Below are 17,337 nucleotides of genomic sequence, written 5' to 3' on the forward strand. Positions count from 1 at the left end.
AGGGGATGAATATGATGGAAAAGGTAAGTTTAAAGATAGAAGCTATGACTTGTGGAGGGTGTGCCAACAAGATTAAAAAGGCAGCTGAACAAGTTGGAGCAAATGTTACGGTAGATATTCCGAATCGATCGGTGGATGTACTATACAATAATCAGGAAACAAGCTTAGAAGTTATTAAAAATGCAATCGAAAAAATCGGATATAGAGTTTTATAGGATTCAGAGTATAGAATAGCAATGAATTGTCGAGGAATTAAGGAGATTCAAGATAGTGAACATGAAGTAATAGATGAGTTATGGAAGATGGTTAACTAACGAATAAAAGTGGAAAGAGGGAAAAATATGAAAAATATCGTTTTACAAGTAGAAGGTATGTCTTGTGGTCATTGTGTTGCAGCGATTGAAGGAGAATTAAACGAATTAGGTGTAGTTGGAAAAGTTGATTTAACTTCTAAAACAGTATCAGTCACATTAAATGATGAAGTATCTGTTGAGGAGATCAAAAACGCAATTGAAGAACAGGGGTATACGGTTTTATAAGAATATAAAATTTTCTCGCGTCATAATCGGCGCGAAAAAATTTTAAATAAAAACATACCTATACAGGGTATGTGAAAGGGGAGATTTCTTATGAGTAACAAAAATGCAACGCTTCAATTAACAGGTATGACATGTGCAGCATGTGCCAATCGGATTGAAAAGGGGCTTACTAAATTAGAAGGTGTTCAAGAGGCGAATGTCAATTTCGCTTTAGAAAGAGCGTCTATCACATATAATACAGAAGAATTAAGTGTTGAAAAGATTGAAAAACAAATCAGTAAATTAGGGTATGGTGTGAAAAAAGAATCGGCAGAATTAAATATATCAGGCATGACATGTGCAGCATGTGCCAACCGTATTGAAAAAGGTATAAGTAAGATGGAGGGTGTTTCTACGGTTAATGTTAACTTTGCTTTGGAAACAGCACATGTTGAATATGCAGGGAATGAAGTTACATTAGAAGACATCATGCAAAAAGTAAAAAAACTAGGGTATCAAGCAAAAAGAAAAGAAGAAGCAGTCCAGAATGAACAACATGATCGCAACGATTTTATTAAGCAACAAAAGAAAAAATTAATCTTATCCGCTATTTTTGCGCTTCCATTACTGTGGACAATGGTTGGTCATTTCTCTTTTACTTCTTGGATTTGGGCTCCTGAATTTTTGATGAACCCGTGGGTACAACTTGCATTAGCTACTCCTGTTCAGTTTTATATCGGGAAACAATTTTATGTAGGAGCTTATAAAGCACTTCGGAATAAGAGTGCGAATATGGATGTACTTGTAGCACTAGGAACATCCGCAGCCTATTTTTATAGTTTGTATGTAACGATTGCAAGTATTGGGAAACCGCATCATCAAGTTGAAATGTATTATGAAACAAGTGCGGTATTAATTACATTGATTTTACTAGGAAAATTGTTTGAATCATTAGCGAAAGGAAAGTCCTCAGAGGCAATTAAAAAACTAATGGGACTCCAAGCGAAAACAGCGATCGTAATCCGAAATGGGAATGAAATGAGCATTCTATTAGAGGAAGTAGTTGTAGGAGATATTTTAATTGTAAAACCAGGTGAAAAAATACCTGTTGATGGTGAAGTAGTAGAAGGGACATCCGCAATAGATGAATCGATGTTAACTGGGGAAAGTATTCCAGTTCAGAAACAAATAGGTGATGAAGTCATCGGTGCAACGGTAAATAAAAATGGGTGGCTGAAAATTAAGGCGGTCAAGGTTGGTAAGGATACAGCTTTGGCACAAATTATTAAAGTAGTTGAAGATGCACAAGGATCAAAAGCGCCAATTCAAAGGGTTGCAGATGTTATTTCAGGTATTTTCGTACCTATTGTCGTTGGAATTGCTATTATTACATTCTTAGTATGGTTCTTTATTGTAGAACCTGGTAATTTTGCGAGCGCACTTGAAAAATTAATTGCAGTTCTTGTTATCGCTTGTCCGTGTGCGTTAGGACTCGCAACGCCTACATCTATTATGACCGGTTCAGGTCGTTCTGCCGAGTATGGCATTTTATTTAAAGGCGGAGAACATTTAGAAGGTACTCAAAAAATTGATACTGTTTTAGTAGATAAAACAGGAACGGTGACAAAGGGGAAACCAGAACTTACAAATATAGAAATTGAAAAAATAGCTGAAGCGGAATTTTTGTATCTAGTAGGAAGTGCAGAGAAAAACTCGGAACACCCGTTAGCAGAAGCAATTGTGGAAGGTGTGAAAAATAAAGGTATTGAATTAGGAAACACAACAGAATTTGAAGCAATACCTGGATATGGTATACGGGCTGTGGTAGAAAATAGAGAAGTATTAATCGGTACAAGAAAGCTAATGGAGAAAGACAATATAAAAGCAGCACATGCATATCAATTGATGGAGCAACTTGAAAACGAAGGGAAAACAGCTATGCTGGTCGGAATCGATGGAGAGTATGCTGGTCTTGTTGCAGTAGCAGATACGATCAAAGAAACATCGAAAGAAGCTGTAGCGAAGCTGAAAGAAATGGGAATACAAGTCGTTATGATTACGGGCGACAATGAAAGAACAGCACATGCGATTGCGAAACAAGTTGGAATTGAACATGTTCGTGCAGGGGTGTTACCAGAAGATAAAGCAAATGAAGTGAAGAAATTTCAAGTTGCCGATAAGCATGTCGCAATGGTAGGAGATGGTATCAATGATGCGCCAGCTCTTGCAGTAGCGGATATCGGTATGGCAATGGGAACGGGTACAGATGCTGCGATGGAGGCAGCTGATGTGACGCTCATGAGAGGCGATTTAAGAAGTATTGCGGATGCGATCTTTATGAGTAAGAAAACGATGCAAAATATAAAACAAAACTTATTTTGGGCGTTATTTTATAATGCATTAGGTATCCCAATTGCAGCAGCAGGTTTCCTTGCTCCATGGTTAGCGGGTGCTGCAATGGCATTTAGTTCTGTATCAGTTGTGCTAAATGCATTACGACTTCAACGAGTAAAATTATAGACGGCTTTCGAGCCGTCTTTTTCTATTGCTTTTTTAATCAATATATCTATTAGGAATATATTCCTAGCTTCTTGCCCTTTTTATTGTAAAAAATGGATTAATGGAAATGACTTTTGGGTTTTGAGTGTACGGATATTAAGATATAGTTTCCAAGATCGAAGAAACGAAGACACAATTCAAAAAATTGAGAGTTTCTCAAACAAAATCTGTGATTATCATTAATCACATCAAGTTTGTATAAATACAAATTAAAAAACCGACATAAAGCCCTTCTTTTTAGGTGGGAGAGAGCATCCGGCCATGCATAGAAGCGGTCAGATCCTTTTCCTGCCCCATGCGAAGTGAAAACAAAGAGAGAAAACGAGTGCAGGTCACCTGTTGTTATCCATAACCGTGGCTTATATGTCGAAAAATTAAAATGGATTTATATAGATACTCGAAGTTTTTCGAGAGATTTAGATTGAATTCATAGATTTTAAACAGCAACTTTAATAAGGAATTAATAAATAAAACAAGGAAAGCGTCGTTTAAAAGATAAAACGGTGCTTTCCTTGTTTGAACATTGTAAATGCAGAGAGTTGAAGATAAATTATTTAGTAACAAGAAAGCTTGTCCGTAATTATATCAACAATGTGACGTGTAGTATTTGCGAATACATAAGCTCTCGTTAAGGATCAGAAGTGAACGCAGTTGATCGCTGTTTTGTTATACTAAATAGAGAGTTTTTCTCTTTAAAAACTAAAAGAACGGATGGAAAAGCTATTGAATACGAAACATTAATCATAGTACATTTAAAAAAGAGGAAATTTTTCATAAAGAAGGTGTGAAAATGCTTGATAAAGCTGATGATTCAATAAGGAGTCATATGTATACAGTAGAAGAACAAAAAATGTTATATAAACGGACGTTAGTAATCGTAAGTATTTCACAAATGTTTGGTGGTGCGGGGTTAGCTGCTGGAATTACGGTAGGTGCACTTCTTGCACAGCAAATGCTTGGAACAGATGCATTCGCAGGATTGCCAACTGCTATATTTACAATGGGGTCTGCAGGAGCCGCTTTAATAGTAGGAAGGCTTTCTCAACGTTATGGACGTCGAATAGGACTCGCGACAGGATTTATGGTAGGAGGGCTTGGGTCTATTGGTGTGGTAATTGCCGCTTTAACAAATAGTATTATTCTCTTACTTGCTTCCTTACTGATTTATGGTGCAGGTACAGCTACAAATTTACAAGCTCGTTATGCCGGTACGGACTTAGCGAATAAGAAGCAGCGGGCAACTGCTATTAGTATTACAATGGTTATGACGACCTTTGGTGCGGTTGCAGGACCAAACTTAGTGGGTGCAATGGGGAGTTTTGCTCTTTCTATTGGTATTCCTAAACTTGCTGGTCCGTTCATATTATCAGCAGCCGCATTTTTTTTAGCAGGTCTCGTACTTTTCGTTATGCTTCGTCCAGATCCATTAATTATAGCGAATACGATAGAAACATATAAACAGGAACATAAATATAAAGAGCATTCAATATCTACGAAATCAATAACAAATAAAAGAGGCGTTACAGTTGGGGCAATCGTTATGATACTTACTCAAGTTGTCATGGTTGCTATTATGACTATGACTCCAGTACATATGGAACACCATGGTCATGGATTAAGTGAAGTGGGTCTTGTCATCGGGTTTCATGTAGGTGCAATGTATCTTCCATCACTCGTTACAGGAATCCTTGTTGATAAGCTTGGTCGAACGGCAATGAGCATTGCGTCCGGAGCTATACTACTTATTGCGGGTGTGTTAGCTGCCATTGCACCAAGCGATTCTTTAATACTCCTGGTCGTTGCTCTTTCTTTACTTGGATTAGGCTGGAATTTTGGTTTAATAAGTGGTACTGCTCAAATTGTTGATTCAACAGAACCTTCGACACGGGCAAAGACACAAGGGAAAGTAGATGTTTTTATTGCGTTGGCAGGGGCTTCTGGTGGAGCAATGTCCGGCATGGTGGTAGCTAATTCAAGTTATACATCATTATCATTAGCTGGAGGGGCTTTAGCCTTATTGCTCATTCCTGTTGTGATATGGTCTCGAAAAGATAAAGAACATTAAATAAAATAGAAGTCCAGAAAGTGTTGCTGATTTATCTTTTACAGGCAAGAAGACCCCCACTGATTAAAGTTTCAATCTATTAAAAAGGCTTGTATGTAGTCATATCTATAATGTAATGTAAAAACATAGAGTATTCAAAAACTTCCAACACAAAACATATTCCCATTGTACAACTAACTTACATATGCTAAACTGTAGGTAACTTTAATGAACGGAGGGGTCTCCTTTGATTTTAATCAGATTACGTCTCAATACTTTGTGCCGATAATTGAATAGCGCTCAAAGGCTCTGTCTGTGTACAGAGTGAACGGGATTGGTCTGCCTATTTTAAAGGAACCCTTATTGAACTGATATGTGAAAAGAGGGAGGGACGAATATACCCTCTTTTTGTTTTACCCTTTATAAATAGAATGATGTGATGCAGGTACAACATTTCTTTGGAATTTTGAAAGTTGTTTCGTGCCGTGCGTCATGCGGGATTTGACGACCAGTGAACAAGCTGAAAGCTATGCTTTCTTTTTGCTTATTTGTCGTACTCTTATCCGTTTACGAAAAACACAGGCAGTGACCTGTGTTTTTTATTTTGCGTAATCGAAATGGAGGAATAAATATATGGAAGAACTAGTACAAAAAGCGATATTGGTTGGAGTTAATTTAAGTAGTCAAAGTGATTTTGAGTATTCGATGGAGGAATTAGCGAATTTAGCGGAAGCATGTGATGTGGAAGTAGTTGGGCAAGTCACACAAAATTTACATCGCGTAAATCCATCACATTATATAGGAACAGGTAAGATTGAAGAAGTGTCAGCTTTTGTGAAGGAAGCGGATGCCAATATGGTGATTTTTAATGATGAGTTATCGCCTTCACAAATTCGAAATTTAGAAGCAGATTTAGAGTGTAAGGTGATTGATCGTACCATTTTAATTTTAGATATTTTCGCGCAGCGTGCAAAGACGAAAGAAGCACAGTTGCAAGTAGAAGTAGCGCATTTACAATATATGATGCCTCGTTTAATTGGCCTTCGTGAATCGTTAGGTAGACAGAGCGGCGGTGTTGGTACGAAAAACAAAGGTGTCGGTGAGAAGAAATTAGAACTAGACCGTCGTAAGATTGAAGAGCAAATCGCAGTGTTAAATAAAGAGTTAGAAGCTCTTGTTGCGCAGCGTCAAACGCAGCGTAAACAGCGCAAGAAAAATGAAATGCCAGTTGTTTCGTTAGTTGGGTATACAAACGCAGGTAAATCAACAATGATGAATGCGATGCTTGAAATCTTTAATGGATCTGTGGAAAAACAAGTGTTTGAAAAAGATATGTTGTTTGCGACGCTTGAAACGTCTGTGCGAAATATTCAATTGCCAGATAACAAAGCATTTTTACTGACGGATACGGTTGGTTTTGTGAGTAAGCTACCGCATCACCTTGTAAAAGCATTCCGTTCAACGCTAGAAGAAGTAGCGGAAGCAGATTTATTGATTCATGTGGTGGACTATGCAAATCCAAATTATGAACAATTGATTGAGATTACAAATCAAACACTAAAAAAAATTGGTGTTGAAAATATCCCAACGATTTATGCTTATAATAAATCAGATATGATGGATGTTGAGATTCCACAAGTACAGGATAATCGTGTGTATTTGTCAGCAAAACAAAAAGTGGGCATTGAGGAACTCGTTGAAATGATTCGTTCGCACATTTATAAAGAATATACAAAGTGTGAAATGTTGATTCCTTACGATCAAGGGCAAGTTGTTTCTTATTTCAATGAACATGCACATGTTATATCGATGAGTTATGAAAATGAAGGTACGAAGATTTCGCTTGAATGTAAGACGAGTGATTTTGAGAAGTATAATCGTTTTGTAATTTAAAGTGAAAAAGGCGATCCTAATATTTGATTAGGACCGTCTTTTTCTTTATCCTTTGTCTAAGTATAGAGTAATAGAGAGGAAATTTCCGCGATTAAATCATATAAAAACGATGAAAATATAATGTTATTTTAAAGTGATGGGGAAGTTGTGTTGCTGGAAAAAGAAATGAAATCAGTATAGAATAGGAAATGTTTTAAAAGTCAGAAATTAATTCAGTAAGTGTAATGATGAAGGGCTACATTTACGATGTTTTCGTGTAGAGAGGAGAAAGTAATATGCAGGCAGTTTCAAAGCAAAATACAATGGCCACACCGACGATTTATCGTATTTTATTTGCGATTAGTTTTGGTCATTTTTTAAATGATTCGATGCAGGCTGTTGTACCGGCGTTGTTTCCTATTTTAGAAAAATCGATGAATCTGTCCTATATGCAAGTAGGATGGATTGCGTTTGCCTTAAATATGACTTCATCAATTATGCAGCCGGTATTTGGGATGTATTCAGATAAGAAGCCATCACCATTTTTACTGCCGCTCGGTATGTTTTCAAGCATGCTTGGAATGATTGGACTTGCGTTTGCACCAAACTTTATTATTGTTATTATCTCTGTTTTATTTATCGGTTTAGGTTCAGCGGTCTTTCATCCTGAAGGGGCACGTGTTGCGTATATGGCAGCTGGTGCAAAACGTGGTTTAGCTCAGTCAATTTATCAAGTGGGAGGAAATACAGGGAATTCGCTTGCGCCGATTTTTACAGCGTTAATCTTTGTGCCACTTGGTCAAATAGGATCGCTTGGATTTACAGGATTTGCGGCGGTTGGTATCGTATTATTAATGTTCGTTTCAAAATGGTATAAAAATGAATTAATAAACGGTGCGGTGCGAAGAAAGAAACGTGCGGCTTTAGAAGCTGAAAATGCAATTATTAGTACCCATATTAAATTTGTTGTTGTACTTCTCGTTTTTCTAACATTTGTTCGTTCTTGGTACGGCGCAGGTATCGGGAATTTCTATCAGTTTTATTTAATCGAACACTACGGTCTGTCTATTCAAAATGCACAGTACTATGTGTTTGCCTTTATGATTGCTGGTGTGCTTGGAACGTTCTTTGGCGGGCCACTAGCGGATCGATTTGGTAAGAAAAATATTATTGTATTTTCGATGCTAGGTTCAGCACCACTTGCTTTATTATTACCACATGTTTCTCTTACATGGGTTGTACCACTATTTATATGTATTGGATTTATTAGTTCCAGTAGTTTTAGTGTAATCGTTGTATATGCACAGGAGCTTGTGCCTGGAAAAATTGGTATGGTGTCAGGTTTAATTGTCGGCCTTGCTTTTGGCCTTGGGGCATTAGGGGCTGTTGTACTTGGAAAACTGGCCGATGTGTATAGTTTGAATTTTATTATGGTATTATGTAGTTGTTTACCGTTAATTGGTCTTACGTCATGGTTACTGCCAAGCGATCGAAAACAAATATAGAATAGGAGATGCGATATGAAACGATGTCAAAACGTTACAGAATTAATTGGAGATACACCTGTCGTACGTTTATCTCGCTTCGTTCCAGATGATGCAGCGGATGTATATGTGAAATTGGAAATGTTTAATCCTTCGCGCAGCGTCAAAGATCGTGCAGCTTATAATTTGATTCATATGGCAGAAGAGCAAGGCTTTATTCAGCCAGGGGATACGATTATTGAACCGACAAGTGGAAATACAGGAATTGGTTTAGCGATGAATGCAGCAGCAAAAGGATATAAAGCCATTTTGATTATGCCAGATAATATGTCAAAAGAACGTATCAATTTATTAAAGGCATACGGAGCAGAGGTTGTCTTAACGCCAGCGACAGAACGGATGCCAGGGGCAATTGCAAAAGCGGTTGAACTGCAAAAACAAATTCCAAATAGTTTTATTCCGCAACAATTTGAAAATCCAGCGAATCCAAATATCCATCGCTATACAACAGCGCTTGAAATTTACGAGCAAATGGATGGAGAATTGGATGCCTTTGTAGCAACGGCCGGCACAGGTGGAACGATTACAGGTACAGGGGAAACGTTAAAAGAAAAACTACCAAACTTGTATATCGCAGTTGTTGAACCGAAAGGATCTCCTGTGTTATCTGGCGGTGTTCCAGGACCTCATAAATTAGTTGGAACAAGTCCAGGGTTTATTCCGAAAAACTTAAATATAGAAGTTTATAATGAAATTATTCAAATTGCAGATGAAGAAGCATTAAGTACGATGCGAAATCTAGCAAAGCAAGAAGGTATATTAGTAGGTCCATCATCAGGTGCTTCTGTCTATGCAGCAATTAAGATTGCAAAAAGATTAGGTGCTGGGAAGAAAGTGCTATGTATTGCACCAGATACAGGGGAGCGTTATTTAAGCATGGGATTGTTTGAATAATTGCTATCGAGATATAGGGAGATAGAGAAAGAGGATGTATGCGTCATATACATCCTCTTTTTTTTACTGTCTATTGTTTTAGTTTTCTCAATACCGGTAAACGATTAATACGATCACCAAGAATGTGTGAGGCTAGTCCACTTGTAAATACGAAAGTGAGGTAGACAAGACCACCAATTACACCACATATGATAACGATTAGTAATGATTCGATGTAAGGTTGTCCAGGGATCAACCACTGTATGATGGATTTCAATCCTATTACAACAGCTGACATTGCAGCGGAATAAAGCGTAATAAGAAATACGGTTTTACCTGTTTCAATGATATTAAATTTCGTGAATTTAACGATGCAATATAGCATAATGATATCGGAAACGAGGTATCCGAGAATGGTCCCGAGTACTGCACCATGTCCACCTAATAGATACAGAAGCGGTGTATTCACAATGACTTTTACGAGAATACCAATCGAGAAGGCGATCATTGTTTTTCTTTGATAATCAATCCCTTGTAAAATAGCTGCTGAAACGGTGAAAATGGCACTAAGTACTGCTGAAGGTGCATAGGAAATTAAATATTGTGACCCGCCTAGAGCAGTATCAGGGCTCATATATACCATACGGAACGCATCGTATGCGATACTAGCGAGTCCGAATGCAGCAGGGATGGTAAAGAATAATAACACTTGAAAAATCTTTGTGATTTGTTCTTGTAATTCTTCTAATTTTCCGCTTGTAAATGATTTTGTAATCGCAGGGATAATCGTAAGTGAAAATCCTGTTGCGAGTGACGCGGGAATCATAATTAATTTTTGAGCATAGTTCGTGATATAAGCGAAAATAGCATTTGCTGTTTTAAGTGGTGTTCCAACTGCCCTGAGTGCATCGGCAACTGTATATTGATCCACTAATGTATACAGTGGAATGGCAATCCCAACGAATACGATTGGAATCGCATAACGAAGTAATTCCATATAGATGTTTTTTAATGAAATACTAGATGAACGTGATTTAAGCTCGCCTTCTGGTGGCTTTAAGCTATTGTATTTTCTCCAGTACATCACTAAAATTGAAACACTTGCAATCGCCCCGATTACAGCTCCAAATGTTGCGACTGCAACTGAAGAAGCAACAGAACCACCTAACAATTTTGAAACGACAAAACTTCCAACTAAAATAAAAACGACGCGTGCAATTTGTTCCACAACTTGGGAAACAGCACTTGGTTTCATATGCTGGAAACCTTGAAAATAACCGCGTGTTACACTCATCGCAGGTACGATAATTAGAGCGAAACTTAATGCCCGCATTGTAAGTGTCACGTCAGCAATGAACTGTGGGTCAGGTGTTTCAGAACGAATAATAAACTGAGATACGTAAGGTGCTCCAATAAACAAAATTAAGAAGCCGATAAAGCCCATAAGCATCATGAGTTTTACACTGGAATTATACAGTTTTTTACTTGTACTATAGTCACCTAGTGCATTATATTTGGCAACAAATTTCGAAACGGCAATCGGAATACCAGCCGTAGAAAAGCTAAGTAAAATGCCATACCAAGAATATGCATACGCATATAGGGCAACCCCTTGTTCCCCAACTAATAGTTGAAAAGGAAAGAAGTAAATAAAGCCTAAAATACGCGAAATCATTGTGGCACCGCTTAGTAAAGCAGTTCCTTTTAAAACTTTTGAAGTAGACAAAAACGGTTCCTCCTACTCATGTTGCTAAGAATCATCTTTTCTTACTATAAACCTGTTGGTGTATTTAATAAAGTATTAACCATAAGCGATTGAATAGTATTCATAGAAAAGTCATATTTTAGATTTTTATAACGAAAAATAGTAATTTTAAGCGTAATAATACATAAAAATTCAAAAAAATCAGTTGACACTGTTTTTAATGTGTGATAAAAATGATAGTAATCAATTCGGAAAACATATAGTTGAGCAATGAAAGGGTATAGTAGTGAAAATCTCCCTATGTCAGAGAGCTGATGGTTGGTGTGAATCAGTATATAGATTATTCATGAAGTTCGTCCTGGAGCATCTTTCATAAATCTCGTTAAGAGGAAATGAAAGACGGTAGTGTATACCGTTATCAAATAAAGTGGTGAAGAATGTTTTCACAGCTAGGGTGGTACCGCGATATATATCGTCCCTACGTTTTGCGTAGGGGCGTTTTTTTATTGAGGTAGTATTCTTTGTGTATCTTCATAACTAGGGTGGTACCGCGATATTCTATCGTCCCTACGTTTACGTAGGGGCGATTTTTTTATTGAGGTAGTTTCTTAGTGTTCTTCACAACTAGGGTGGTACCGCGATAATTTCATCGTCCCTACGTTACTGTAGGGGCGATTTTTTATTTTTGAAAGGAAGTGGTTGGATTAGCAAAAGGGGAAAACAATACTGGTAGTTGTTACATGATTTTCGTATAAGTAGATATTTAAAAAGAGGGAAAACAGAAGAGAGGAGATAGAGAGATGGATTCACAGCAATGGACATCAAAACTTGGTTTCATTTTAGCAGCAGCAGGTTCGGCAATTGGTCTTGGAGCGATTTGGAAATTTCCATATATGGCCGGTATTGGAGGGGGCGGTGCGTTCTTCCTTATTTTCATCGGTTTTACATTATTAATTGGTTTACCGTTATTACTTGCTGAATTTGTTATTGGAAGAAGTACGCAAAAAGAGGCCGTGGATGCGTACAGAGAAATTGCACCAAAGACATTATGGCCGTGGGTTGGTAAGTTAGGTATTGTAACATGCTTCATTTTACTGTCATTCTACAGTGTTGTAGGTGGTTGGATTTTATTATATTTATGGAACGCGATTACAGGAAGGCTATGGGAAGGAAATGGAGCATATGAGGCAACGTTTGGTGAAATCATTTCTAATCCGTATTTAGCAGTTGGTTCTCAGCTATTATTTATCCTTATTACTATTTTTATCGTAAGTAAAGGTGTGCAAAACGGCGTTGAAAAAGTAAATAAATACTTCATGCCAGCATTATTTGTTTTATTCTTTGTATTAATCGTTCGAGCTCTCACATTAGACGGAGCAGGTGAAGGGGTTCGTTTCTTCTTACAACCTGACTTCTCAAACGTAACATCTGAAATCATTTTATATGCAATGGGTCAATCTTTCTTCTCATTATCTGTCGGTGTAGCAGTAATGGTAACGTACAGTTCTTATTTACCGAAAGAAGAAAGTTTACCGCGATCAGCATTTTCAATTGTAGGTTTAACACTTGTGATTACATTGCTTGCTGGACTTGCCATTTTCCCAGTCGTCTTTGCGTTTGGAATGGAACCATCTCAAGGACCAGGACTGCTATTTATCGTATTACCAGCTATTTTCAGTAAGATGGCATTTGGAAAACTATTCTTCATTGTTTTCTTATTATTGTTCTTCTTCGCGACTATAACATCAGCAATTTCTATGCTTGAAATTAGTGTTGCGTCACTTACAACAAAAGGAAATAAAAAACGTGAGAAAATGGCATTAATCGTTGGCTTATTAATCTTCGTTGTGGGGATTCCATCAGCATTATCATTCGGTGTGTTAAGCGATGTGAAACTATTTGATAAAACAATCTTTGATTTAGCGGATTTTGCAGTAAGTAATATACTTATGCCGCTTGGCGTATTATTGGTTGCTATCTTCGTTCCGTTAAAAATGAAGAAAGAAGTATTAATGAAAGAACTTGGAGTAAGTAAAAACAAAGGATATAAATTATTTGTGTTATGGTTATGCTTACTTCGTTATGTAGCACCACTTGCGATTATTATCGTATTTTTAGATGTTATTGGAGTTATATAAAAAACTCCTAAGAAGGCCTACATGTTAACAATGCCTTATCGAGAGATTACGAAAATAAGTGTTTGTTAATGACGTAAATATAGAAATAAAAAGGATGATATTATTTTTTCATCCTTTTTATGCTGCATAGCATTAATTATTCGTTTGTGCATAGGTAGAAAGTGCATATATAAGTAATTGATAGTGAGTAATGGTTTGTTTCTGTTTGGTATGATTTTTGCATTGTATAAAAGAAAAATAGTCTTGTGTATGTTTTCATAAAGGAAATTTCTTTTTGATGTTAAAAATCATGTTTATAAAGGGGAAATGACGAATGAAATATCCGCTCACACCAGATGTAAAACCAGAATTTTGTACGACAGGTTCATTTATGAGACTACCTTCTAGCAATGATCAAGCGAAGGTTGCTATTTTAGGAATGCCATTTGATACGGCTGCGTCTTTTCGAGTTGGTGCACGGTTTGCCCCGCAAGCAATTCGTCAAGCATCCATGACATTATTTCCGTATCATCCAATTCATCATGTCTATCCGTTTGATGATACGAACGCGATTGATATTGGAGATGTGTCTGTTATTCCGCATAATATCCATCGTAGCTATGACTTGATTGAAGAAGCTGTTGTCGGTTTAATGCAACAAGGAATTATCCCGATAGGCCTTGGAGGAGATCATTCTGTTACATTAGCCAGCCTTCGTGCGGCAGCTAAAGTACATGGACCTGTAGCTCTGATTCATTTCGATTCTCATACGGATACATGGGATACATACTATGAAGAGAAATATTGGCATGGTTCTCCATTTATACGAGCACATGAAGAAGGCCTATTACAACCAGATAAAGTATTTCAAATTGGAATCCGCGGAACGTTGAATCATCCAGGAGATATACAAGCTAGTGATGATTTGGGATATAACGTCATTACGACGGCGGAATTATGTGAGCGCGGTTTTGAAAGCGTTCTTCAGCAAATGCGACAAACAATTGGTGATACACCTTGCTTTTTAACATTTGATATTGACTTTGTGGATCCTTCTTGTGCACCCGGTACTGGCACGTTAGAAGTAGGCGGATTTAACAGTCGTGAGACATTGAATATGGTACGTTCCTTAAGTGGTTTTAACTACATCGGTTTTGATTTAGTTGAAGTATTACCGCCATATGATCAAGCACAAATTACTTCTCTTTTGGCAGCTACGCTCGTGCATGATTTTGCTAGTTTGATTGCTTTAAAGATAAAAAAAGAAGAGAATAAGTAGATATAGATACTGAAAGAACTTGGAGTAAGTAAAAACAAAAACAGCTTGTTTATCAGTCTATATAAATACAAATTAAAAAACTGACATAAAACCCTTCTTTTTAGGTGGGAGAGAGCATCCGGCCATGCATAGAAGCGGCTATATGTCGAAAAATCAAAATGGATTTATATACATAAAATCTCATTATTGGTATTCAATGTATCTAAAAACCTATAAAAGTCCCTTCAAAAATCTGAAGGGACTTTTCGTTCACATAATCAATTTTATCGGAAATTCACACAACATGCCCAAACCATATAATTTTGCTTAGCATATGATATATGAGAGAGAGAAATGTATAGTTTGCCTTATACGTACAAACATCCCCACCCTACATGGTATTAGCATTCGAACAAGCCTCCAATCTGGGAGGCGTTAGAGCCCTTTCTCGTTTGCGGGAAAGGTTTTTTTACTGTACTGTATTATATGTATATGCTAAATAATTTGGTTTCAATTGCGATAAATATGTGATGATAAAAAACCTCACCGATCTTTCAAATAGTAGAAAGAGTAGTGAGGATTTTTATTATTTCTTACGCCAGTTTTCTTTAATAAAATCTTCTCGGCCGGATTCTTTATGCTCTTGCGCATATTTCTCTGGATTCTTTTTATAAAAATGTTGATGATATTCTTCGGCCTCGTAAAATGGAGCAACTGGACGAATTTCTGTTACGATTGGCTCCTTAAGCATACCGCTTTCTGCCACTGCTAGCTTTGACTTTTCAGCTAGTTCTTTTTGCGTTTCATTATGATGAAAAATCGCTGTACGATATGATGGTCCGCGGTCAAAAAATTGTCCGCCATCATCAGTCGGATCGATTTGTGGCCAATATAAATCTAGTAATTTTTGATAAGGGAAAATAGAAGGATCGAATGTAATTTGAACGACTTCTAAATGTCCAGATGTTCCTGCTTTTACTTGTTCGTATGTTGGGTTTGGGGTGTGACCACCGGCATAGCCTGAAACCACTTTTTGAATACCAGGAAGTTCGTCAAATGGTTTTACCATGCACCAAAAGCAGCCGCCTGCAAAGGTTGCGAGTTCAAATGTTTTTTCTGCCATTACTGTAATCCTCCTAAATAGATATGTTTTGTTCAGTATCATATAAAATGTTTTATTGCGCAATAAAAAAGATTTGCAAATATATGTTTTTAAGTAGGAACAAGAGAGTATTACAAACAAGAACCACCGCTAACATCAATCAATTGACCAGTGACCCAGCGACTGTCAGAGGATGCAAGAAATGCAGCAGTATCTGCGATATCTTCAACTTCTCCTAAACGACTAAAAGCGGATATATTAGTAGCATACTGCTTCATCATTGGATCACTTAGTAGTTCAGCGTTCATATCTGTTTTAATAAAACCTGGGAGTATGGCGTTAACCGTTATTCCTCTTGCTCCAAGCTGTTTTGCTAGCGTAAACGTCATTGTATTGATGGCACCTTTTGTCATACTGTATGCGACGAAATCTGGTAAAGAAATTCGCGTTGCAGCAGATGAAATATTAATAATACGACTATTGTCACGTAAGCGTGGCAGGGCTTGTTGTATTAAGAAAAATGGTGCTTTTGCATTTACGGAAACAATTCTATCAAAAAAATCTTCAGTCGTTTCTTCAATAAAAGATCCAGGGCCGATTCCAGCGTTATTTACTAAAATATCAAACTTAGTTTCACCAGTACGTTCTTGTAATTTAGAATCTAAAGATTCGTAAAGAGCTTCTACACCATGTAAAGATTCAAGATTCGCTCCAATAGAAAAAGCTGAACCACCATTCGATTGGATTTCAAGTACTGTTTCTTCCGCATCACTCTTACGATTTCCATAATGAACAGCAACTAATGCACCATCGTTTGCTAAACGCTTTGCGATAGCGCGTCCAATCCCTCGGCTTGCTCCAGTAACTAATGCAATCTTTTCTTTTAACATACTCATATCATCTCCTTATGATTTCACATATGTATTTTAGTAATGCTATCTTTTCTTATGTAAGAATAGATAAGCATACTTAAGTAATATATGAGTGTTTGATTTATATTCATTCCTTTTTTTGTTTGATAAAAATTCTACTGGTGAATCTTTATTTGTTTAGCTGAGAATCGTTCGAATTATAATTTAAATATAAATTTTCAAAAAACATATTGACAATTAAAAGGGCTAAGTCCTATAATACGTTTAACAACTAAAAGTTAATTCTAAATTTTCTAACTTTTAAATAATTTATGAGAAAAGAAGAGGAAAGTAAATGATTATGAGAGTTATAGAGAGCTGCCTCGTGGCTGGAAGGGCGGTAACGATCGATTCATTGAAAATCACCTCGGAGCATCGCTTGCGAAAGGGTAACTCAGTAGAGAGCGACGGAATCGTCCCCGATAAAAGGACGGGAGTCTGATAGGACTTACAGAGCTTATATTTCGTGAGAAGTATAAGGAAGCTGAGTGGTAACGCGAATCTCTCGCCTCAGCAATCAAAGCTACAATGATGTAGTGATTGATTGCTGAGGCGAGAGTTTTTATTTTGGAAAAAGAGAATTGAAGAAGCGAAGAAGAGGAAAGTAAACGATAAAGAGCGTTTCAGAGAGCTGTCCCAGGGGCTGGAAGGACGGTAACGATCGCATCGTTGAAGATCACCTCAGAGCACTGCTTTCGAAAGGAAAACTTAGTAGAAAGCGGCGGAGTTGTTCCCGATAAAAGAACGAAAGTCTAATAGGACTTACAGAGCTTGTATTTCGTGAGAAGTATAAGGAAGCTGGGTGGTACCGCGATTCCCTCGCCTCAGCAATGG

The 17,337-nt window shown here is 37.2% G+C and carries 12 protein-coding genes and 2 other annotated features; of the genes, 9 read left to right on the top strand and 3 right to left on the bottom strand.

Features of this window, described 5'->3' with window-relative positions; translation table 11 throughout:
* Window positions 1-11 precede the first annotated feature (11 nt).
* The 7 genes from QRE67_RS08625 to cysK all read left to right on the top strand — a co-directional run bounded on the left by QRE67_RS08625 (window position 12) and on the right by cysK (window position 9,431).
* On the top strand, window positions 12-215 hold the full coding sequence (locus tag QRE67_RS08625) for a heavy-metal-associated domain-containing protein (RefSeq protein WP_286124479.1): 204 nt from the start codon (window positions 12-14) through the stop codon (window positions 213-215).
* 126 nt (window positions 216-341) lie between these two features.
* Entirely contained in the window at window positions 342-539 is a 198-nt protein-coding gene (locus QRE67_RS08630; RefSeq protein ID WP_286124480.1) for a cation transporter, read from the top strand.
* 90 nt (window positions 540-629) lie between these two features.
* Window positions 630-3,038, top strand: a complete 2,409-nt coding sequence (locus QRE67_RS08635; protein ID WP_286124481.1) for a heavy metal translocating P-type ATPase — start codon at window positions 630-632, stop codon at window positions 3,036-3,038.
* Window positions 3,039-3,867: 829 nt separating this feature from the next.
* The gene (locus QRE67_RS08640; protein ID WP_483298670.1) at window positions 3,868-5,142 is read left to right on the top strand and encodes an MFS transporter; all 1,275 of its coding nucleotides are present in this window, start codon (window positions 3,868-3,870) and stop codon (window positions 5,140-5,142) included.
* Window positions 5,143-5,754: 612 nt separating this feature from the next.
* A complete protein-coding gene (gene hflX / locus QRE67_RS08645) occupies window positions 5,755-7,014 on the top strand; it encodes a GTPase HflX (protein ID WP_286124483.1) in 1,260 nt (419 codons plus the stop codon).
* A gap of 275 nt (window positions 7,015-7,289) precedes the next feature.
* Complete coding sequence (locus QRE67_RS08650; RefSeq protein WP_286124484.1) at window positions 7,290-8,498, top strand: MFS transporter; 1,209 nt, start codon at window positions 7,290-7,292, stop codon at window positions 8,496-8,498.
* 15 nt (window positions 8,499-8,513) lie between these two features.
* Window positions 8,514-9,431 (top strand): cysteine synthase A, encoded by a 918-nt coding sequence (gene cysK, locus QRE67_RS08655; RefSeq protein WP_286124485.1) that lies wholly within the window; start codon window positions 8,514-8,516, stop codon window positions 9,429-9,431.
* A 70-nt stretch (window positions 9,432-9,501) separates the two neighbouring features.
* On the opposite strand, the gene QRE67_RS08660 is transcribed toward cysK, so the two are convergent.
* Entirely contained in the window at window positions 9,502-11,136 is a 1,635-nt protein-coding gene (locus QRE67_RS08660; RefSeq protein WP_286124486.1) for a putative polysaccharide biosynthesis protein, read from the bottom strand.
* 240 nt (window positions 11,137-11,376) lie between these two features.
* Window positions 11,377-11,598: a binding site (T-box leader), on the top strand.
* Window positions 11,599-11,915: 317 nt separating this feature from the next.
* Between QRE67_RS08660 and QRE67_RS08665 the strand changes: the two genes are divergently transcribed.
* Window positions 11,916-13,253 (top strand): sodium-dependent transporter, encoded by a 1,338-nt coding sequence (locus QRE67_RS08665; RefSeq protein WP_286124487.1) that lies wholly within the window; start codon window positions 11,916-11,918, stop codon window positions 13,251-13,253.
* 313 nt (window positions 13,254-13,566) lie between these two features.
* On the top strand, window positions 13,567-14,511 hold the full coding sequence (speB, locus tag QRE67_RS08670; RefSeq protein ID WP_286124488.1) for an agmatinase: 945 nt from the start codon (window positions 13,567-13,569) through the stop codon (window positions 14,509-14,511).
* Window positions 14,512-15,076: 565 nt separating this feature from the next.
* On the opposite strand, the gene msrA is transcribed toward speB, so the two are convergent.
* Both msrA and QRE67_RS08680 read right to left on the bottom strand, forming a co-directional pair.
* Window positions 15,077-15,613, bottom strand: a complete 537-nt coding sequence (msrA, locus tag QRE67_RS08675) for a peptide-methionine (S)-S-oxide reductase MsrA (protein WP_286124489.1) — start codon at window positions 15,611-15,613, stop codon at window positions 15,077-15,079.
* Between the two features lie 110 nt (window positions 15,614-15,723).
* Complete coding sequence (locus QRE67_RS08680; RefSeq protein ID WP_286125223.1) at window positions 15,724-16,482, bottom strand: SDR family oxidoreductase; 759 nt, start codon at window positions 16,480-16,482, stop codon at window positions 15,724-15,726.
* Between the two features lie 604 nt (window positions 16,483-17,086).
* Window positions 17,087-17,333, top strand: a binding site (T-box leader).
* Window positions 17,334-17,337: the final 4 nt, after the last annotated feature.

Source organism: Bacillus sp. DX3.1, from assembly GCF_030292155.1.
Classification (GTDB): domain Bacteria; phylum Bacillota; class Bacilli; order Bacillales; family Bacillaceae_G; genus Bacillus_A.